This is a genomic window from Kribbella sancticallisti, assembly GCF_039530625.1.
Lineage (GTDB): Bacteria > Actinomycetota > Actinomycetes > Propionibacteriales > Kribbellaceae > Kribbella > Kribbella sancticallisti.
In genome coordinates, this window is the sequence record NZ_BAAAOS010000056.1 from 321876 (window position 1) to 342195 (window position 20320).

Genomic DNA, 20320 nt, shown 5'->3' on the forward strand with positions numbered 1-20320 from the left:
ACGGAACGATCCAATCAGCCGGGACCGACAGTCCCCGATCTCCGAAGGGAGGCAGACGCGGCTCCTGCCCCACCTTGATCAACGGGGCATCCCCGCGACGACCCAAGTGAGACCTGCGATTCGAGTGGCGACAGCGGACGACCTACCCGTTCTGGTTGCTTTGGACGAAATGTGCTTCGGGCTGATGGCGTGGAGTACGGTCGCCTGGACGACGGAGTTCGAGCGACTGTCCGACGACCGAGTGATCCTGGTGGCGGACGAAGGGACTGCCGTCGGGTATCTGGTACTCCTGGTTCCTGCCGCGGCGGAGGACCCGGTGGATCTGCTGCGGATCGCGGTCGCGCCGGAAGTACGGCGTACAGGGGTTGGTGGGCAGTTGCTGACGGCGGGGTTGCGGCGCTGCGCCGGCCGGACGGTCCTGCTGGAGGTTGCTGCAGGCAACGAGTCGGCCGGTGCGCTGTACCGCGGTTTCGGCTTCGAGGAGATCAGCCGGCGCAAGGGCTATTACGCCGGCGGCGAGGATGCGGTGATTATGCGGTTGGAGAATGCGGCATGAGTGAGAACGAGCCCCTGATCCTGGGCATCGAGACGTCCTGCGACGAGACCGGTGTCGGGATCGTCCGCGGCCAGACGCTGCTCGCCGACGCGATCGCGTCCAGCGTCGAGGAGCACGCCCGGTTCGGCGGCGTCGTGCCGGAGGTCGCCAGTCGCGCGCACCTCGAGGCGATGGTGCCGACGATCCGCCGCGCCTGCGAGACCGCCGGGATCAAGCCCACCGACGTCGACGCGATCGCCGTCACCAGCGGCCCCGGCCTGGCCGGCGCCCTGCTCGTCGGCGTCGCCGCGGCCAAGGGTCTGGCGCTCTCGCTCGACAAGCCGCTGTACGGCGTGAACCACCTCGCCGCGCACGTCGCCGTCGACACACTGGAGCACGGCGACATCCCCAAGGGCGCGATCGCGATGCTCGTGTCCGGCGGGCACTCGTCGCTGCTCGCGGTCGAGGACATCACCGTCGGCGTCGAACCGATGGGCGCGACCATCGACGACGCGGCCGGCGAGGCGTTCGACAAGGTCGCGCGGGTGCTCGGGCTGCCGTTCCCCGGCGGTCCATATATCGACAAGGCGGCACGGGACGGCGGGGACGCGCTGTACGTTCGCTTTCCCCGCGGGCTGACGAGTCAGCGGGATCTCGAGCGGCACCGGTTCGACTTCTCGTTCTCGGGGTTGAAGACGGCTGTCGCGCGCTGGGTCGAGGCGAAGCGGCGTGATGGTGAAGACGTTCCGGTGAACCACGTGGCGGCTGCTTTCCAGGAGGCTGTCTGCGACGTGCTGACACGCAAGGCGATCGACGCCTGCAAGGACCGCGGCTACGAGCACCTACTGATCGGTGGCGGCGTCGCGGCGAACTCGCGGCTCCGGGCGATGGCCGAGGAGCGGTGCTCGGCCGCGGGCATCGCAGTACGGGTGCCGCGGCCGGGGTTGTGCACGGACAACGGCGCGATGGTGGCCGCGCTCGGGTCCGAACTGGTCCGGGCCGGGCAGGCGCCGTCGCCGCTGGGGTTGCCGGCCGACTCGTCCATGCCGATCACCACGGTGCTGAACCGATGAGGTGGGAGCACCCGGGCGGGTACGTCGCCGACGATGACGCGGCGCGGGTGGATCTGGACGTAGTACAAGGCTTCCTGCGTACGTCGTACTGGGCGCCGGGGGTGCCGCGCGACGTGGTGGCCCGGGCGGTCGCGAACAGCCTGAACGTCGGGGTCTACGACGCCGAGGGTGCGCAGGTCGCGTACGCGCGGGCGGTGACGGACCGGGCGACGTACGCGTGGATCGCGGATGTCTTCGTGCTGCCGTCGCATCGTGGCCACGGGCTCGGGCGATTCGTGGTGTCGACGCTGCTTGACCACCCCGAGTTGCAAGGGCTGCGACGGACGATGCTGGCGACGGCGGACGCACACGACTTGTATCGGTCCTACGGGTTCAAGGAAGTGGCGGACCCGAGCCGCTTCCTGGTGGTCCAGCAGGACCCCGCTGTGCTCTACGGGCAATCATGAGTGTGCCAGGCATCAACCTGCTGAACGGGCAGTCATGAGTCTGCCGGGGATCGATCTGGTGGCCGCGCCGCGGGGTGCTTCGGATTTGGTGCTGCTGGCCCACGGCGGCGGCGTTGATTCCCTTGCCGCCGCCGGTGCCTGGCGGGCACCGATCCTACGGATGTGGCCCTTCGCGGTAGCTGCTCGCTCGGCAGCACCTGATGCCGCCGTCGGCCTGATGCGCTACCGCTACCGCGGCTGGAACGGCCCCGAGGCCCACCCCGCCCGCGACTTGGAAACAGTGCTGGATGGCCTGCCGTCGTCCATCCGCCGAGTGTTCCTCATCGGCCACTCGATGGGCGGCCGAGCAGTCGTTGCCGCCGGCAATCACCCGCTGGTCGCCGGCGTCCTGGGCCTAGCTCCATGGCTCCCCGCCGGCGAGCCTCTCGTCGCCCTCCGAGGCCCTGTCGTCTTCGCCCACGGCACCCTCGACCGCATCACCTCCCCAGCCTTGACCGCCGCCTACACCCACCGCCTCCGAGCCGCCGGCATCCCAGTCGCCCTCGTCACCGTCGATGCCGAGAAACACGCCATGCTCCACCGCCCCGCCGACTGGAACGACCTAGTCCGCCGCTTCGTCACCCTGGCCCTCGGCAATCCCGTCGACTTCCCCACCCCCACCACAGCCAACAAAACCGAACCCCTCCCACTGTGGAACCCCACCGGCGGCCCATCAGCCGGAGTACGCGACATAGCCACCGCCCGTCTCCGCCTCAGAGTCCTACACCCCAAAACCCTCGAACAGCTCTAGCTGTCAGCGGGGGATTAGTGGCGGGCTCCTGACTGGGTGCGGCAACAGACGCAGCACCTCGTCCGTCGGCAAGCCGGTCAGGAGCCCGCTCATGGGGTCGATCATATGTTCGAATGCCCTGTTGGCGCAACTCGGTGGCAGGAGTAGGCGACGGCGTCGCGGCCGATCCTCGTGACGATGAGGGTGGCGCTCGCCGAACCCTTGAGGGACAGCTTCTTGCGGAGGACTGCGGGGTCGAAGTCGACGCCGCGTTTCTTGATCTCGAGGGTGCCGATGCCCTCTTTGCGCACCCAAGAACGCAGGGCTTTCTCCTTGTAGGGCAGTTCTTCGACCACCTGGTAGGCGGATGCCAGCGGGGTCGGTACAAGGTCGTCTGAGGTCACATAGGCGATGCGTGGGTCCAGGAGCCAGCCGTCTACCGCTGCGGCGACCGCGGTGACCAAGCCGGCTCTTACGACGGCCCCGTCCGGTTCGTAGATGTACTGCCCGACTGGGCCGCTATCGGCCTCGGGTGCCGAGGTGACAGTGGCTCCACTCGGCAGCAGGGTCGCGCGGCGTGTAGTACCGGCGTAGAGCTTGCGGGACCACAGTGCGGCCTCCTTGACCTCACCGGCGTCGCTCACCCACTCCGCCTCGACCCCGTCCGGTACGGCCTCGTGCGGGATGCCCGGGGCGACCTTGACGCACGCAGTACCTGACAGCAGTTCGGTGATGAAGGACCACGGCGGGGAGTAGGCGTTGTGGTCGAACACCCGCTTGCCGTCCGCCCGTCGCGCCGGATCCGCGAACACCACCTCGTACTGCGTGACGTCCTGCGCCTCGGCGTCTCCGACCAGCACCTCCCCGGGGAGTCCCAGAGCCGCAAGGTTGGCCCGAGCCGCAGCAGCCGTGGCGGGATCCCGCTCGACCCCCGTGACCCGCAGTCCGGCCCGAGCCGAGCTGATCAGGTCGCCACCGATCCCGCAGCCCAGATCGACCACGGTGGTGCCGGGGAGCGTCTGAGCGATGCGGGTGGCTCTGTGCACGCCGACTGCTGTCCGAGTGGCCTGCTCAAGCCCGTCCGGGGTGAAGTACATCCGCGCGGCATCGGCCGCCCCGAACTTGGCCACAGCCCGGTGCCGCAGCGAAGCCTGCGTGACCGCGGCGGTCACCACCGCAGCGTCGTACCGGCGTCGGAGTTGCTCGACCAGCCTCAACTCGCCGCCGGGGGTGAACTCCGCACAGGCCTCAGCCAGTACTGCGGACCCGGGTGCGGTGAGCAGTGAGGTGATCGACGAGGGGTCCACCCGCCCAAGTCTGCCCGGCGAGCTACAGCGGGCTGGAGCAGGCCTTGCTCCAGGTGTTCGTCTTGGAGGAGAACAGCCGCCAGTTAATCGCCGAGCGGGTCTTGGGACCGTAGATGCCGTCTGCTGTGAGCTTGTGCCGCTTCTGGACGGCCTTGACCACTGCACGGGTGTTGCTGCCGTACACGCCGTCCACTGTGAGGCGGTAGCCGTAGCAGTAGTTCAGGTTGCGCTGCAGAGTCCGGATCGCGGTATCGGGGTCGCCCGAGCGCGCGGAGCCCCGGTTCGGGTTGTCGCCGTACATGAGGTTGCAGTTGGTACTGGTGCTTTGCCAGACCGACGGCATCGGCACGCCCCACCCGGTCCTGCCGACCGGTATCAGCCGAGCCGTCCGGCACTGGACCAGCGCGGCCGCCGCCTGTGCCTCAGCCTCCGCCTGCACCTCAGCCTCCGTCCGCACGTCGCTCGCCGCGGCATCCTCAGCCGGCTGCACCTGTACTGCGGGCGCACCGCCGCCCGGCGCGGGCGCCCCGCCCGAAGCCGGCTGGTCCTGCCCCTTCGCCGCCAGACCGGCGACCGCGATCGGGCTGAGCAGGATCACGACGATGACGGCGGTCTTGCGCGAAGTGAGCTTCGGCAAACTCCTCAGGGACGGGATGCGGAGGGCCATGGTGTCTCCTCGGGGCGGTCGATCCCGGGGCGGCCGGGATGCCTTCAGACAAGACGGTCGCACGCCCGCCTGCCTTTCGCCCAGAGCTCGGTGGCGGAAAGCAGCGGCGAGATCACTACGGGTGCGGACGTTCGCCGGGGGCGAGATTCTGGCACTCGAGTTGACCGAGTGCTAATCGCGGCCTAGATTCGGTGTTGGCACTCTCCACTGGAGGGTGCCAGCGGCCCGGCCTCTGATCCCCGCGACGGCAGAGGTGAACGGCCGCTCGCAGCACCCCAGAACACACCAAGAACTCGACCGTGGAGGTCAGCAAGTGTCGGTCACGATCAAGCCGCTCGAGGACCGCATCCTCGTTGCGCCGCTCGAAGCCGAGCAGACCACGAAGTCCGGCCTGGTCATCCCGGACACCGCCAAGGAGAAGCCGCAGGAGGGCGAGATCCTCGCCGTCGGCCCCGGCCGCATCGACGACAACGGCAACCGTGTCCCGCTGGACGTTAGCGTCGGCGACAAGGTCATCTACTCCAAGTACGGCGGCACCGAGGTCAAGTACGACGGCCAGGACTACCTGATCCTGGGCGCCCGCGACATCCTCGCAGTCGTCACCAAGTGACGATCGCTCGTTCGTCCTGACTGACACCGCTCCGGCGCCGGTACCTGGCTCCGGAGCGGAGTCGGTTCGGGCGGCCGCGAGCACCCACGCAGAAACTCAGAGAGGGACTAGTTTTCCATGCCGAAGATCCTCGAGTTCGACGAGAACGCGCGGCGCGCGCTGGAGCGCGGCGTCGACAAGCTCGCGAACACGGTGAAGGTGACGCTGGGGCCGAAGGGCCGCTACGTCGTGCTGGACAAGAAGTGGGGCGCACCGACCATCACCAACGACGGTGTCACCGTCGCCCGTGAGGTCGAGCTGGACGACCCGTTCGAGAACCTGGGTGCGCAGCTGACCAAGGAAGTTGCCACCAAGACCAACGACATCGCCGGTGACGGTACGACGACCGCGACCGTGCTGGCGCAGGCGCTGGTGCACGAGGGCCTGCGGGCCGTTGCGGCCGGCGTCAACCCGATGGGCCTGAAGAAGGGCATCGAGGCCGCCGTCGAGGCCGTCTCGGCGAAGCTGATCGAGACCGCCCGCCCGGTCGACGACAAGGGCGACATGGCCCACGTCGCCACCATCTCCGCCCGCGACGCCGAGATCGGCGCGCTGATCGCGGAGGCCTTCGACAAGGTCGGCAAGGACGGCGTCATCACCGTCGAGGAGTCGAACACCTTCGGCACCGAGCTGGACTTCACCGAGGGCATGCAGTTCGACAAGGGCTTCATCTCGCCCTACTTCATCACCGACGCCGAGGCCGGCGAAGCGGTGCTGGACGACCCGTACATCCTCATCCACCAGGGCAAGATCTCCGCGGTCGCGGACCTGCTGCCGCTGCTGGAGAAGGTCGTGCAGTCCGGCAAGGCGCTGCTGATCATCGCCGAGGACGTCGAGGGCGAGGCCCTGTCGACCCTGGTGGTCAACAAGATCCGCGGCAACTTCACCTCGGTCGCCGTCAAGGCGCCGGGCTTCGGCGACCGTCGCAAGGCGATGCTCGAGGACCTGGCCTCGCTGACCGGTGCGCAGGTCATCGCCCCCGAGGTCGGCCTCAAGCTGGACCAGGTCGGGCTCGAGGTGCTCGGCACCGCCCGCCGGATCGTGGTCAGCAAGGACAACACCACGGTCGTCGAGGGTGCCGGCAAGTCCGACGAGATCGACGCCCGGGTCAACCAGATCAAGGCCGAGATCGAGCGGACCGACTCCGACTGGGACCGCGAGAAGCTGCAGGAGCGGCTGGCCAAGCTGGCCGGTGGCGTCTGCGTGATCAAGGTCGGCGCGGCCACCGAGGTCGAGCTGAAGGAGAAGAAGCACCGCATCGAGGACGCCGTCTCGGCGACCCGTGCGGCGATCGAGGAGGGCATCGTCGCCGGTGGCGGCTCCGCTCTCGTCCACGCCGCCGCGGTGCTGGAGAACGGCCTGGACCTGGAGGGTGACGAGCTCGCCGGTGTCCGGATCGTCAGGAAGGCGATCGTCGAGCCGCTGCGCTGGATCGCCGAGAACGGCGGCTACGAGGGCTACGTCGTCACCGCCAAGGTGGCCGAGCTCGAGGTCGGCAGCGGCTTCAACGCCGCCACCGGCGAGTACGGCGACCTGCTCGCGCAGGGCGTCCTCGACCCGGTCAAGGTGACGCGCTCCGCGCTGGCGAACGCCGGCTCGATCGCGGCCCTGCTCCTCACCACGGAGACCCTGGTCGTCGACAAGCCCGAGGAAGAGGAGCCCGCCGCGGCCGGTCACGGCCACGGTCACGGCCACTGATCTCCTCGCTCTTCGCACCACCAACCGCCCGGCCGGTCTTCGGACCAGCCGGGCGGTTTCTCGTCCCACCCGGGTGCGGCCTGAGGGTGGCCGCGGTACCGATCACTGTTCGTAGTGAAAAAAGCTCCGAGATCACCTATTGCCACTAGGCAACGAGGGTTGAGCGCCGTACTATCTTGCAGGCTGACCGGTCCGCAACGAGGGGGGCGAGGGGTGACCGAGGTCCATGTACCGCACACCCATGATCGGGTCGAGCTCCGTGACCTCGCCGCTTCGGCGGCGGCCGGTGACGGCGTAGCTCTGAACGACCTGCTCACCAGGGTGCGGGCCGTCGCCCACCGCTACGTGCGCTCGAGGCTGTGGACTTACCCGGGCGGCGCCGACATGGTCGACGACGTCTCGCAGGAAGTCTGTGTCGCCGTCTTCGGGGCGCTGAACCGCTACCGGGACGAGGGAAGGCCGTTCGAGGCCTTCGTGTACGGCATCGCGGCGCGTAAAGTCGCCGATGCGCAGCGCGCGTTCGCGGTCGCGGACTTGTCGACACCGGATCTTCCGGACGGGGCGGACGAGTCGCCGACGCCGGAGGAGCACGCGGTCAGACATTCAGAGGTCCAGCACATCATGGGACTGCTGGACAGATTGCCGGAGAAGTTGCGGGAGATCCTGCGGCTCCGGGTGGTAGCGGGGATGTCAGCCGAGGAGACCGGCCGGGCACTGGGGATGACACCGGGGGCGGTGAGGGTCGCACAGCATCGGGCGTTGAACACGCTCAGGGGGTTTGTGGGGCATGAGGCAAAGTCGGAACGAGGGGCAGGGGAGGGGCGACATGGCTGACCGTTTTGATCTAGAAGCGATAGAGGCCGATGACGCGCTGCTCGACCTGCTCGCAGCCGGTGGGGAATCCGCCTGGTCGGCGGGTGAGCACGACCCGGCCCTGAAGCTGCTGGCCGATCTGCGGCTGGCGGTGGAGGTCGAGGACGAGCTCCCGGTGGAGACGATCGACGATCCGGAGAGCTTCCTGGCACGGTGTGCCGCGATGAACCCGGCGATGGATCCGTTCGCGCGCAAGATGGCCGCCCGGGGTGTGGCCCTGGGCATCGCCGCGGTGGCCGCGTTGTCGGTCTCCGGGGTGGCCGCGGCGGTCACCGGCGACCCGCTGTCGCCGTACGAAGAGGTGATCAAGAAGGTCGTCGACGCGGTCCGGCCGGAGACCAGTTCGCCGCTGGAGCAGCTCGACGGGCTGCCGGTGGTCGACAAGACCAAGATCGTCAAGGTCGCGAAGGACTACAAGGAGAAGCAGGAAGAGGCCAAGGCGGCCGACGAGAAGCGCGAGGAGCAGCGTCTCGCGGCGCCCGGCATCCCGCCGGCCGACGTGGACACAGTGCTCCAGCCGCCGCTGGCCCGCCCGCCGGTGGTCGAGGCGCCGACCAAGGTGGAGGTGCCGGCCAATCCGCCGGCCGAGGAGGAGCCGGTCGACGAGAAGCCGGTGGAGGTGCCGACCTCGGATCCGACGGACCAGCCGTCCGAGCCGCCGACCACCGAGCCGACGCCGACGGATCCGCCGGTGACCACGCCGCCGACGACCGAGCCGACCAACGCGCCGCAGACGCCGGCCCCGACCACGCCGCCGACGACCGGCACCGGTTCGAGCGACAACGGTTCGGGGGACAACGGTTCCACCGGCAACCCGAGCACCAACCCCACCACCGTGCCGTCCAGCGGTGGCGAGACCGGCTCCGGTGACACGGGCGCCGGGAGCGACACCAGCGCGGGTGAGGACACCACCACGGGTGGCGACACCACGACGGGTGGCGACACCACGACAGGTGGCGACACCAGCACGGGTGATCAGACCAGCCCGGGTGGCGACACGAGCACCGGCGGGTCCGAGCAGACCACCCCGAGCGACCAGACCGGTGACCAGGCAGGCGACCAGTCGGGTGACTCGCAGGACGACGGAACCAGCGGCGACGAGCCGGCCGGGGACGAGCCCACGGAGGTGCTCGCGACCGTCGTGGCCCGGGCGCTACCGACCACCGAGTCGGCCGAGCCCACCCGCCTGGAGCAGTACGTCGCCAAGGAGACAAAGTCCAAGGCCAAGCACTCCAACGGTAAGAAGTCGCTCGGCTACGCCAAGGCGCAGTACGCCAAGGGCAAGCACTCCAGCGGCCGGTACGCCGAGGGCAGGCACGCCGCGATCGCCAGGGCGCACGGCTCGATGGCCCCGATGACGCTGCGGCAGATCCTCACCGTCCTGAACGGCCCGATGGGCTCTCGCTGACCGGTTCCGGGCAGGCTCCGCACCGGGGCCTGCGCGGCGGCCTGTGGAGGACCGATTCGGGGCGGCAGGTGCCCCCGGCATAGGATGGGGTCCCGTTCTCGCCGTGCAAAGGTGCCTGCCTTCCTCATGGACATCACACCCGCTGGAGTTCCCGACAAGTTCGCCGTCCTCGGCCTGACGTTCGACGACGTGCTGCTGCAGCCGAACGAGTCCGACGTCATCCCCTCCGAGGCCATCACCAAGTCCCGGGTCAGCCGGAACATCGAGGTGAACATCCCGCTGCTGTCCAGCGCGATGGACACCGTCACCGAGGCGCGGATGGCGATCGCGATGGCCCGCCAGGGCGGTCTCGGCGTGCTGCACCGCAACCTTTCGATCGAGGACCAGGCCCAGCAGGTCGATCTGGTCAAGCGGTCCGAGTCCGGCATGATCGCGCAGCCGATCACCATCGGCCCGGACGCGACCATCGGCGAGGCCGACGCGCTCTGCGGTCAGTACCGGATCTCCGGGGTCCCCGTGGTCGACGACGCCGGCGTCCTGGTCGGCATCGTGACGAACCGGGACATGCGGTTCGAGAACGACCCGAATCGGCCGATCCACGAGGTGATGACGCGGCAGCCGCTCGTCACCGGCCCGCAGGGCATCTCCGCCGACGACGCGATCAAGCTGCTGAGCCGGCACAAGATCGAGAAGCTGCCGCTGGTCGACCAGGCCGGCAAGCTGACCGGCCTGATCACGTTGAAGGACTTCGTCAAGCGCGACAAGTTCCCGCTGTCGACGAAGGACGGCTCGGGCCGGCTGGTAGTGGGCGCCGCGATCGGCTTCTTCGGTGAGGCGTACAAGCGGGCCATGACGCTGGTCGAGGCCGGGGTGGACGTGCTCGTGGTGGACACCGCGCACGGTCACTCGCAGGCGCAACTGGAAATCATCCGCAAGCTCAAGGCCGACCCGGCCGTCCGCGGCGTGGACATCGTCGGCGGCAACGTCGGCACCCGGGCCGGTGCCCAGGCGCTGGTCGACGCGGGCGCGGACGGCGTCAAGGTCGGCGTCGGACCGGGCTCGATCTGTACCACGCGCGTCGTGTCCGGCGTCGGCGTCCCGCAGGTCACCGCGATCTACGAAGCCTCCCTGGCCTGCAAGCCCGCCGGCGTACCGGTGATCGGCGACGGCGGCCTGCAGTACTCCGGCGACATCGCCAAGGCCCTGGTGGCCGGCGCCGACACGGTCATGCTGGGCTCGCTCCTGGCCGGCTGCGAGGAGTCGCCGGGCGACCTGGTCTTCATCAACGGCAAGCAGTTCAAGGCGTACCGCGGGATGGGTTCGCTCGGCGCGATGCAGTCGGCCGGCGGCCTGCGCAAGTCCTACTCCAAGGACCGCTACTTCCAGAGCGACGTCGGCAGCGACGAGAAGCTGATCGCCGAGGGCGTCGAGGGCCAGGTCCCGTACCGCGGCCCGCTGTCCGCCGTCGCGCACCAGTTGATCGGCGGCCTGCGGCAGTCGATGTGGTACTGCGGATCGCGGACCGTCCCGGAGCTCCAGGAGAAGGGCACGTTCGTCCGGATCACCTCCGCCGGGCTGCAGGAGTCGCACCCGCACGACATCCAGATGACGGTCGAGGCGCCGAACTACTCCGGCCGCTGACCCGCCTGCGCAACCAGAAGGAATCCAGATGACCGAGATCGAGATCGGCCGCGCCAAGCGGGGCCGGCAGGCCTACGCGTTCGACCACATCGCGATCGTGCCGTCGCGGCGGACCCGGGACCCCGAGGAGGTCTCGACCGCCTGGCAGATCGACGCGTACCGGTTCGAACTGCCGATCCTGGCCGCGCCGATGGACTCGGTGATGTCGCCGGCCACCGCGATCGCGATCGGCAAGGCCGGCGGTCTCGGCGTGCTGAACCTCGAAGGCCTCTGGACCCGGTACGACGACCCCACTTCGCTGCTGGAGGAGATCACCAGCATCAGCAAGGAGGAGGCGACCCACCGGCTGCAGGAGATCTACTCGGCGCCGATCAAGCCCGAGTTGATCTCCCAGCGGGTGCAGGAGATCCGCGACTCCGGAGTGACGGTCGCGGGTGCGCTGTCGCCGCAGCGGACCAAGCAGTTCGCCAAGCACGTCGTGGACGCGGGCGTCGACCTGTTCGTCATCCGCGGTACGACGGTGTCGGCGGAGCACGTCTCCGGCCAGGCCGAGCCGCTCAACCTGAAGCAGTTCATCTATGACCTCGACGTGCCAGTCATCGTCGGGGGCTGCGCCACCCACCAGGCCGCACTGCACCTGATGCGGACGGGAGCGGCCGGAGTGCTGGTCGGTTTCGGCGGCGGCGCGGCGCACACCACCCGCAAGGTGCTCGGCGTCGCGGTGCCGATGGCGTCCGCCGTCGCGGATGTGGCGGCGGCTCGGCGCGACTACATGGACGAGTCCGGTGGCCGGTACGTGCACGTCATCGCGGACGGGTCGGTCGGCCGGTCCGGGGACGTGGCGAAGGCGATCGCGTGTGGCGCGGACGCTGTCATGGTCGGCTCGCCGCTGGCCCGGGCGAGTGACGCTCCCGGCGGCGGGTTCCACTGGGGTGCCGAGGCATGGCACGCCGATCTGCCCCGCGGTGAGCGGGTCGAGGTGGGCGTCACCGGCACGATGGAGCAGATTTTGTTCGGTCCGTCCTGGGTCCCGGACGGCACGATGAACCTTGTCGGCGCCCTCAAGCGCGCCATGGCCACCACTGGTTACACCGAACTCAAGGAGTTCCAGCGGGTCGAGGTCGTCGTCGGTTGATCATCGCCCTTTGTCCGGTTCTGGAAGGATGAGGGCATGGGATTGTTCAGCCGGAACAGCAGCAAGGACGCCGACAACGTTGCCCTCGCCGCCGCGCGGGGCCGACTCTCCTCCTCCGATGTGGACCAGATCCGCTTTCTGCTCACCACCAAGAAGTCCGTGTTCGCGGTGAAGTACGTGGTGGAACGCACCGGGCTCGAGCTCAAGCAGGCCAAGGATCTGGTCGACGAGATCCGGCTCGGCCGCTACGTGCCACCCGTCACCGACACCCCTGTTGTCCGGTTGCCCGGCACCAACCTGGCCGAGCGCACGCGTGCTCTCAAGGGCGCAGGCGAACTGCACCAGGCGACCGCCCTCGTGGTGAGTGAGACCGGCATGACCGAGATGGAAGCCGGCCTCTTCGTCGGTGCCCTGCGAACAGACCCGCAGGACTCCTAACCCTTCACGTAGGACAACTTCTCGGCGACCTTGCCGTCGTGCAGCCGCAGTACGTCGACGCCGCGGACGTGACCGCGTTCGCCGTCCGGTCCGCGCCAGGAGAACTTCCACCGGACGACAGCGCGGTCACCCAGCACCACCGCCTCCTCGGTCTCGAACGAAGGCTCCGGCGTCTCGTCGAACAGCTTGCGCCACTGCTCCCGTACTGCGTCCGCTCCCTCGAAGCGGGAGCCGTCGGGTGCGGGCGAGGTCGATTCGAACACGCAGTCCGGCGTCATCTGCGCCATGATCGCGTCCACGTCTCCCCGCGCGAACGCCTCGCCGAGCAACGCGACGGCCGGATGCCCCGGAGTCCACGAGGGATCCCGGCCGAAGGCACCGAGCAGCGCGTTCGCAGGGTCAGAGAACCCGTCCACCCGGGCGCCGATCGCGCCGCCACCCCGATAGATCTCCTCGCGATCCTTGAACCAGGACGCCACCCCGTCGACCACCGCGGGGTCCATCCGCGCGTCGGCCCCGATCGCGACCGCGAGATCCCAGCCGTGGACGAGGTGGTCCGCCGCGAGTTGGTAGACGTACTCGGCCGCCTGCTCCTCGCCGTACGAGAGCCGGACGGTGCCGCCCCGCAGTACGGGCTCGGTGACGGCGTTCTGGGCGGCGCGCGCGGCGTGCGCGGCGGCCTCGGCCGGGTCGTCGCCGAGCAGGTCACCGTCGAGCGAGTCGCCGACGTCCTCGATCGTCTTGCCCTCCATCAGCGGAACGGTCCAGCGTTCCTCGCCGACGACATGGTTCACCAGCGTCCGCACATCCCAGTCCGCGCAGGGCGTCGGAGCATCCCACTGATCCGGCCGGACGGCGGCCACCTGCCGGACGAACTCCTCGCTGGCGCGTCGGTGCAGTTCTACTACGTCCATCACACACCCCCTGCCGCCAGACTGCGCCCGGCAAACAGCGGCCGTCAATGGTCCTACAGTTGCTGAGCCGCTTCGTGGGCGTGTTGTGAGGCCGTGAAGTCGCCCTTCGCCGCCAGCAGGTCGCCATGGTGCCGTAGGCAAGCACCGGCCAGGTCCTTCACCTCGTGATCCGTCGTCGTGAAGGGAATCAGCGCGGTGGCCACCTCGGCGCTCCAGCCGGCCAGGTCGAGGGCCATCTCGGTCTGCCCGGCCGCGTGGTACGCCTCGGAGATGTCCAGCAGCACCTGAGCCCAGACCGGTGCGTAGGTGCTCGTCTCGTACCGCATCCGGTGCGACTCGCGTTCCGACGAGATCGCGAACAGGTAGTGCGCCTCGAGGCCCAGCGTCAGTGCGGTCTCGGCGTCGTGCGCGAGCATCGGCCGGACCAGTTCGGCCAGTTCGGTGGCGCGGACCGCGGCCGACTCGGGGTCCGTGCGCCCCGACACCGTCGCCAGCGTCATCCCGGGTGCGGGTTCGCTGAGCGCCATCAGCCGGTGGTACTGCTCGTACGGGCCGAGCTTGATCTCGGCGGTCTCCAGCGCGGTGGTCAGCGAGGGCGGGATGCCGCGGTCGAGCTCCTCGTTGACCAGGGCGGCGGTCTTCGGGTCGGTCGCGTAGGCGGTGCGCAGGCAGTTCTCGCCTTCGATGATCCGGCCGACGATGCCGAGGTGCTTGCCCTTGCGGGTGAGGGCGGAGACCAGGGTGCGCAGGTCGGTCGCGGACTCGGAGTCGGCCAGCGTGTCCGCGGTGCTGAGCCCGATCTCGTCCGCCTCGAGGGCCAGGTCCAGGCGGCCCTCGGAGGCATGGATGTCCGCCGACACGGCGGTCGACGAGCACAGGTACCTCGCGTAGGACAGGGCCTGTGGGCTCGCGTTGATCTGGTCGGCCAGTTGCAGGAAGAGCTGGGTCGCCGCGTCCGCGGAGGCGACGGCCAGGTCGGGGTCGCCGTACCGGCGCAGGATGAGCGCGTTCATCGCCAGCACCCGGGCGAAGTCGGGTTGGTGCAGGATGCCGTTCTCGCCGCCGACCAGTTGGCCGTATGCGATCACCGCGCCGTCCACCTCCAGTACTGCGGTCGCTCCGTGGCCGCGGTGGGCCTGCGTCATCGCGCGTCGGGCGCGGACGTCGGCGAGGAAGGAAGTGGCGTCGAGCTCACCGGCATCGCTCAGCTCGGTGTAGCCGAGTTGAGCCTCATGGAGAGCGGCAAGCGCTTCCTCGTGCCGGCCCGACGCGTTCAGGGACCCGGCCAGCTCGTACTGCGTCGCCGCCATCAGGTGCTTGGCCTCGTAGTGGTCCGGGCGCTCCCCGGCTCGCTCCCTGGCCAGCTCGATAACCCGCTGCTGGTACGGCCCGGCCTCGTCGGCGCGTCCTTCTTCGATCAGCACTTGGGCTGTCTGCAGAGCCTCGCCGAGTTCGTCTTCAGGGGGCGTCCAAAGCCCCCCGCTGTCCACCATCTTTACAATCCACTCCTTCACAGGCTCAGTCGCTCACCTTAGCGCCACGAACCGCGTAGCCGCTCGTGTCCGGGCCGGGAAGATCGGTGCCGTGGCCAACTGCTGACACAAGCTGTTACCGACAGGTAGCCTGGACAGATGAGCGAGCAGACCTCGATTCCTGCCGACCCCGAGCTCGACCCGACCGCCTCCTACGCGACCGACCAGTCGGTCATCCGTCGGCTGGCCGGTCTGTTGCGGGCCTCGGCGGGCACGCGCACCACCTACGCGCCCGCGACCGGACAGCCGGTCGCCGAGCTGCCCCTGTCCGGTCCGGACGACGTGACCGCCGCGGTCCGCTCGGCGCGCCGGGCCCAGCGGGGCTGGAAGAACACCTCGCTCGCCGACCGCGCGGCGATCCTGCTGCGCTACCACGACCTGGTCCTGGACCACCGGCACGAGCTCGTCGACCTGGTGATCGTCGAGTCCGGCAAGGCCCGCAAGCAGGCCTTCGAGGAGGTCGCGCACGTCGCGCTCACCGCCCGGTACTACGGCCGCAAGGCCGCCGAGTTGCTCGGGCCGCAGCGCAAGCTGGGCATGTTCCCGGTGCTCACCCGGGCCGAGCAGCGATTCGTGCCGAAGGGTGTCGTCGGCATCATCTCGCCCTGGAACTACCCGCTCAGTATGGCCATGGCGGACGGCCTGCCCGCGGTCCTCGCGGGTAACACCGTCGTGCACAAGCCGGACAGCCAAACCCCGCTGACCGCGCTGCGGGCGATCGAGTTGCTCTACGAAGCGGGCCTGCCGCGCGAGGCCTGGCAGCCGGTGAACGGCGACGGCCCGACGGTCGGCGGTGCGCTCATCCAGAACACCGACTACATCTGCTTCACCGGGTCGACCAAGACCGGCCGGCTGATCGCCCAGCAGGCCGGCGAACGCCTGATCGGCTGCAGCCTCGAGCTCGGCGGCAAGAACCCGATGCTCGTACTGCGGGACGCGGACGTGCACCGGGCTGCCGAAGGAGCCGTGCGGGCATGCTTCAACAGCGCGGGTCAGCTCTGTGTCTCGCTGGAACGCCTGTACGTCGCCGACCAGATCTACGACGCGTTCGTCACGGCGTTCCTGGACCGGGTCAAGCGGATCAAGCTGTCGGCCGGGACCGGCTGGGACGTGGACATGGGCTCGCTGGTCTCCAAGGCGCAGCTCGAGACGGTGACGCGGCAGGTCGAGGACGCCCGGGCCAAGGGCGCCGTAGTACTGGCCGGCGGTAAGGCGAGGCCGGATCTCGGCCCGTTGTTCTACGAGCCCACCGTGTTGTCCGGGGTGACGCCGGAGATGGAGTGCTTCGACCAGGAGACCTTCGGGCCGGTCGTCTCGCTCTACCGGTTCTCCGACGAGTCCGAGGCGATCCAGCGCGCGAACGAGGGCGAGTACGGGCTGAACGCGAGCGTCTGGACCCGCGACGGCCGGCGCGGCCGGGCGGTCGCGGCGCAGTTGGTCGCGGGCACGGTCAACGTCAACGAGGGCTACGCGGCGACGTTCGGGTCGATCGACACCCCGATGGGTGGGATGCGGTCGTCCGGACTCGGCCGCCGCCAGGGCATCGAGGGCATCCGCCGGTACGTCGACTCGCAGGCGATCGCGACCCAGCGCCTGCTCCCGATCGCCGCCTCCCACGGCCTCAAGGACGAGGCGTACGCCGAACTGATGACGGGCGCGCTCCGGATCCTCAAGAAGCTGGGCCGCCCATGACCGGGCGAAGCGAGGGCATCGATCAACACGGTGCGATGTGTGCCTCATCCGCGCTCGGAGCGAAGCGAGGACGTGGATGAGCTTCGACCACGACGTCGTCATCATCGGCTCTGGGTTCGGTGGCAGTGTCAGCGCACTCCGCCTGGTGGAGAAGGGATATGACGTCGCGGTCCTGGAGGCCGGGGCGCGCTTCGACGACGCGGGGTTCGCGAAGAACTCGTGGGACAAGAGCCGGTTCTTCTTCGCCCCGAAGCTCGGCTGGTACGGGATCCAGCGGATCAGCGCGCTGCGCGACGTGATCATCTTGTCGGGCGCCGGGGTCGGCGGCGGCAGCCTGGTCTACGCGAACACCCTGTACGAACCGCTGCCCGCGTTCTACACCGACCGGCAGTGGGCCCACATCACCGACTGGAAGTCCGAGCTCGCGCCGTACTACGACCAGGCCAAGCGGATGCTCGGCGTGACCACCTACCCGCACTTCTCCCCGGCCGACCAGGTGATGAAGCAGGTCGCCGACGACATGGGCGTGGGGGACACGTTCCACCCGACGCCGGTCGGAGTGTTCTTCGGCGAGCCCGCCGTCGAGGTCGACGACCCGTACTTCGGCGGCAGCGGCCCCCGGCGTACGGGGTGCATCGACTGTGGCGAGTGCATGACCGGCTGCCGGCACAACGCGAAGAACACGCTGACCAAGAACTACCTCTACCTGGCCGAGAAGGCCGGGGCGCAGGTGTTCCCGATGACCACGGTGACCTCGGTCGAGCCGCTGCCCGGCGGCGGCTACGCGATCGAGACCCGGCGGACGTCGAACCGCCGGCTGACCCGCAGGTTCACCGCCCAGCAGGTGATTTTCGCCGCCTCCGCGCTCGGGACGGCCAAGCTGCTGCACCGGTTGCGGGACGAAGGAAAGCTTCCGAAGCTGTCGGACCGGCTCGGCGTGCTGACCCGGACCAACTCCGAATCGTTGCTAGGGGCAATCGCAAGGGACCGGTCGGTCGACTACACCAAGGGCGTCGCGATCACCTCGTCGTTCCACCCCGACGACATCACCCACATCGAGCCGGTCCGCTACGGCAAGGGCAGCAACGCGATGTCGCTGCTGCAGACCGTGCTGACCGACGGGGACGGGGACCGTCCGCGCTGGCGAACCTGGCTGCGTGAGATGGGAGTGCAGCGTAAGAATCTGCGCCGCCTGTACGACCTGAAGCACTGGTCCGAGCGGACCGTCATCGCGCTGGTGATGCAGACCGCGGACAACTCGATCACCACCTTCGGCAAGCGCGACCGGTTCGGCCGCTGGCGGCTGACCTCGAAGCAGGGCCACGGAGCGCCGAACCCGTCCTGGATCCCGGTCGCCAACGAGGTGGTCCGGCGGATGGCGAAGTTGATGGGCGGTACGCCGGGCGGCACGATCGGCGAGCCGTTCAACGTGCCGATGACGGCGCACTTCATCGGCGGCTGCGCGATCGGGGACTCGGCCGGGACCGGGGTGGTGGACCCGTACCACCGGGTCTACGGCTACGAGGGTCTGCACATCATGGACGGCTCGGCCATCTCGGCGAACCTGGGGGTCAACCCGTCGCTGACGATCACCGCGCAGGCCGAGCGGGCGCTGGCGTTCTGGCCGAACAAGGGTCAGGAGGACGCCCGGCCCGCCCTCGGAGCGGAGTACCGGAGGGTGGCGGCGGTCACGCCGGCCAAGCCCGTGGTGCCGGCGGACGCGCCCGGTGCCCTTCGGCTACCGATTGTGGACATCACGGCAAAACAGGCTGTGACGAAACCGTGACACAGTGACAACAAATGTCCCGTGACCATTGAGAGTCACGGGACAGGAATGCCTGGAGTGAAAGTGAAAAAGCCTCAGGAATGATCCTGAGGCTTTCCTCTTTGGTCCGTAAAAGGGAGCAGGTCCCTCGGGAACGTTTCCGCCCAAATCGTTTCCCGAGGGACCCACTCAAGCCGGGGTGAGGCGCCCGGCGCTTTGGGATCGGGTCACCAACCACAGCTGGCGACCCGAGCTCATGTGCCTCACTCTACTACCGATTCGAGCCATTTCGACCTGCGGAGAGTGGTCGTAACCACTCTGCGTGCCGATCGTAATGTGCGACCTTTCAGTCGCTCCTCGTGATCGAGAGGCTGTGTTCTTGCGTTCACCGCCTCTGCACACATCAACGAGACGGTTCACGGTAGGTCACGAGATTCTCCAAAACTTTTTTGGCCGGGTTCCGCTGAGGCAGTTCAGGGGCCGGTGTTCCAGGTGACGCCCCTCGCAGAGAAAGAGTGCCCGGCTGCCTTACTGTGGGCCGACCGTTCGATGAGGCAGGAGAACCATGAACGACATCCTCGAGGTGGCGCGTGAGCAGGTTCTGGAGCGAGGCGTCGGCCTCACCCAGGAGCAGCTGGTCGAGGTGCTGCGCTCACCGGACGAAATGCTGGACGACCTGCTCGCCCTGGCCCACGAAGTACGGGTCAAGTGGTGCGGCGAAGAGGTCGAGGTCGAGGGGATCATCTCGCTGAAGACCGGCGGCTGCCCCGAGGACTGCCACTTCTGCTCCCAGTCCGGCCAGTTCACCTCGCCGGTCCGGTCGGTCTGGCTGAACATCCCGGAGCTGGTCGAGGCCGCCAAGGAGACCGCGAAGACCGGCGCCACCGAGTTCTGCATCGTCGCCGCCGTCCGCGGCCCGGACGCCCGGCTGATGTCGCAGGTGAAGGCCGGCATCGAGGCGATCAACGCCGAGGTCGACATCAACATCGCCTGCTCGCTCGGCATGCTCACTCAGGAGCAGGTGGACGTGCTCAAGGCGATGGGCGTCCACCGCTACAACCACAACCTCGAGTCCGCCCGGTCGTACTTCGGTGACGTGGTGACCACGCACTCCTTCGAGGAGCGCTGGGAGACCTGCCTGATGGTGCGCGAGTCCGGCATGGAGTTGTGCTGCGGCGGCCTGGTCGGCATGGGGGAGTCTCTGGAGCAGCGCGCCGAGCTCGCCGCACAACTGGCCGAGCTGGAGCCGCACGAAGTACCGCTGAACTTCCTCAACCCGCGGCCGGGCACGCCGTTCGGCGACATGGAGATCATGGCCGGCAAGGACGCGCTGCGGACCATCGCCGCGTTCCGGCTGGCGATGCCGAAGACCGTACTGCGCTACGCCGGCGGCCGGGAGCTGACGCTGGGCGACCTCGGCACCCGCGAGGGTCTGCTCGGCGGCATCAACGCCGTCATCGTCGGGAACTACCTGACCACGCTGGGCCGGCCGGCCACCGCCGACCTGGATCTGCTGGCCGACCTCAAGATGCCGGTCAAGGAACTCCAGAAGACGCTGTGACCACGCTCGTGTACTGCGGTCATTGTGGCCGCGAGGTCGCCGACGGCAGTCACGAGGACTGCCGTCAGGCACTGGCGCTGGAACCACCCCGGTACTGCGTCCACTGCCGCCGCCGGATGATCGTTCAGGTCCACCCGATGGGCTGGACCGCCCGCTGCTCCGCGCACGGCGACCTGGCGGGCTGACCGACTCAACCACTGAATGAGAGCGAACAGAC

At 68.9% G+C, this 20320-nt stretch carries 19 protein-coding genes; 15 read left to right on the forward strand and 4 right to left on the reverse strand.

The window, feature by feature from the left end; translation table 11 throughout:
• The first annotated feature begins 124 nt into the window (after positions 1-124).
• The 4 genes from ABD255_RS36395 to ABD255_RS36410 are packed head-to-tail and all read left to right on the forward strand — an operon-like array spanning position 125 to position 2844.
• Positions 125-556, forward strand: a complete 432-nt coding sequence (locus tag ABD255_RS36395; RefSeq protein ID WP_344221336.1) for a GNAT family N-acetyltransferase — start codon at positions 125-127, stop codon at positions 554-556.
• On the forward strand, positions 553-1608 hold the full coding sequence (tsaD, locus tag ABD255_RS36400) for a tRNA (adenosine(37)-N6)-threonylcarbamoyltransferase complex transferase subunit TsaD (protein ID WP_344221337.1): 1056 nt from the start codon (positions 553-555) through the stop codon (positions 1606-1608). Before ABD255_RS36395 ends, tsaD begins: the two co-directional genes overlap by 4 nt.
• Complete coding sequence (locus ABD255_RS36405; protein ID WP_344221338.1) at positions 1605-2054, forward strand: GNAT family N-acetyltransferase; 450 nt, start codon at positions 1605-1607, stop codon at positions 2052-2054. The genes tsaD and ABD255_RS36405 overlap by 4 nt, the downstream gene beginning before the upstream one ends.
• Before the next feature lie 34 nt (positions 2055-2088).
• Positions 2089-2844, forward strand: a complete 756-nt coding sequence (locus tag ABD255_RS36410) for a dienelactone hydrolase family protein (RefSeq protein ID WP_344221339.1) — start codon at positions 2089-2091, stop codon at positions 2842-2844.
• A 101-nt stretch (positions 2845-2945) separates the two neighbouring features.
• Here ABD255_RS36410 and ABD255_RS36415 read toward each other — a convergent pair whose 3' ends face one another.
• Together ABD255_RS36415 and ABD255_RS36420 are read right to left on the reverse strand one after the other, a co-directional pair.
• Entirely contained in the window at positions 2946-4130 is a 1185-nt protein-coding gene (locus tag ABD255_RS36415; RefSeq protein WP_344221340.1) for a class I SAM-dependent methyltransferase, read from the reverse strand.
• 22 nt (positions 4131-4152) lie between these two features.
• On the reverse strand, positions 4153-4797 hold the full coding sequence (locus ABD255_RS36420) for a peptidoglycan-binding domain-containing protein (protein WP_344221341.1): 645 nt from the start codon (positions 4795-4797) through the stop codon (positions 4153-4155).
• 313 nt (positions 4798-5110) lie between these two features.
• On the opposite strand from ABD255_RS36420, the gene groES reads away from it, so the two are divergent.
• The 7 genes from groES (at position 5111) to ABD255_RS36455 (ending at position 12639) form a co-directional block, all read left to right on the forward strand.
• Positions 5111-5407: a co-chaperone GroES gene (gene groES / locus ABD255_RS36425; protein WP_328329211.1), complete on the forward strand. Its 297-nt coding sequence runs from the start codon at positions 5111-5113 to the stop codon at positions 5405-5407.
• Positions 5408-5524: 117 nt separating this feature from the next.
• Positions 5525-7144: a chaperonin GroEL gene (groL, locus tag ABD255_RS36430; protein WP_344221342.1), complete on the forward strand. Its 1620-nt coding sequence runs from the start codon at positions 5525-5527 to the stop codon at positions 7142-7144.
• 213 nt (positions 7145-7357) lie between these two features.
• On the forward strand, positions 7358-7978 hold the full coding sequence (gene shbA, locus ABD255_RS36435; protein WP_344221343.1) for an RNA polymerase sigma factor ShbA: 621 nt from the start codon (positions 7358-7360) through the stop codon (positions 7976-7978).
• Positions 7971-9425 carry a hypothetical protein gene (locus tag ABD255_RS36440; protein ID WP_344221344.1) on the forward strand — a complete coding sequence of 485 codons (1455 nt, stop codon included), beginning with the start codon at positions 7971-7973 and terminating at the stop codon, positions 9423-9425. Before shbA ends, ABD255_RS36440 begins: the two co-directional genes overlap by 8 nt.
• Positions 9426-9551: 126 nt before the next feature.
• The gene (guaB, locus tag ABD255_RS36445; protein ID WP_344221345.1) at positions 9552-11066 is read left to right on the forward strand and encodes an IMP dehydrogenase; all 1515 of its coding nucleotides are present in this window, start codon (positions 9552-9554) and stop codon (positions 11064-11066) included.
• Between the two features lie 28 nt (positions 11067-11094).
• A complete protein-coding gene (locus ABD255_RS36450) occupies positions 11095-12201 on the forward strand; it encodes a GuaB3 family IMP dehydrogenase-related protein (protein ID WP_344221346.1) in 1107 nt (368 codons plus the stop codon).
• A 36-nt stretch (positions 12202-12237) separates the two neighbouring features.
• Positions 12238-12639, forward strand: coding sequence for a hypothetical protein (locus ABD255_RS36455; protein ID WP_344221347.1), 402 nt, complete (start codon positions 12238-12240; stop codon positions 12637-12639).
• Here ABD255_RS36455 and ABD255_RS36460 read toward each other — a convergent pair.
• Positions 12636-13553: a TIGR03086 family metal-binding protein gene (locus tag ABD255_RS36460; RefSeq protein WP_344221348.1), complete on the reverse strand. Its 918-nt coding sequence runs from the start codon at positions 13551-13553 to the stop codon at positions 12636-12638. The two genes, ABD255_RS36455 and ABD255_RS36460, sit on opposite strands and share 4 nt — an antisense overlap.
• A gap of 53 nt (positions 13554-13606) precedes the next feature.
• Positions 13607-15046 carry a tetratricopeptide repeat protein gene (locus ABD255_RS36465; RefSeq protein WP_344221349.1) on the reverse strand — a complete coding sequence of 480 codons (1440 nt, stop codon included), beginning with the start codon at positions 15044-15046 and terminating at the stop codon, positions 13607-13609.
• Between the two features lie 138 nt (positions 15047-15184).
• Between ABD255_RS36465 and ABD255_RS36470 the strand changes: the two genes are divergently transcribed.
• The 4 genes from ABD255_RS36470 (at position 15185) to bsaP (ending at position 20288) form a co-directional block, all read left to right on the forward strand.
• Positions 15185-16777, forward strand: coding sequence for a succinic semialdehyde dehydrogenase (locus tag ABD255_RS36470; RefSeq protein ID WP_344221350.1), 1593 nt, complete (start codon positions 15185-15187; stop codon positions 16775-16777).
• 76 nt (positions 16778-16853) lie between these two features.
• Positions 16854-18563, forward strand: coding sequence for a GMC oxidoreductase (locus ABD255_RS36475; protein WP_344221351.1), 1710 nt, complete (start codon positions 16854-16856; stop codon positions 18561-18563).
• A 544-nt stretch (positions 18564-19107) separates the two neighbouring features.
• Positions 19108-20103 carry a biotin synthase BioB gene (gene bioB, locus ABD255_RS36480; RefSeq protein WP_344221352.1) on the forward strand — a complete coding sequence of 332 codons (996 nt, stop codon included), beginning with the start codon at positions 19108-19110 and terminating at the stop codon, positions 20101-20103.
• On the forward strand, positions 20100-20288 hold the full coding sequence (gene bsaP, locus ABD255_RS36485) for a biotin synthase auxiliary protein BsaP (RefSeq protein WP_344221353.1): 189 nt from the start codon (positions 20100-20102) through the stop codon (positions 20286-20288). Before bioB ends, bsaP begins: the two co-directional genes overlap by 4 nt.
• The last annotated feature ends 32 nt before the right edge of the window (positions 20289-20320 follow it).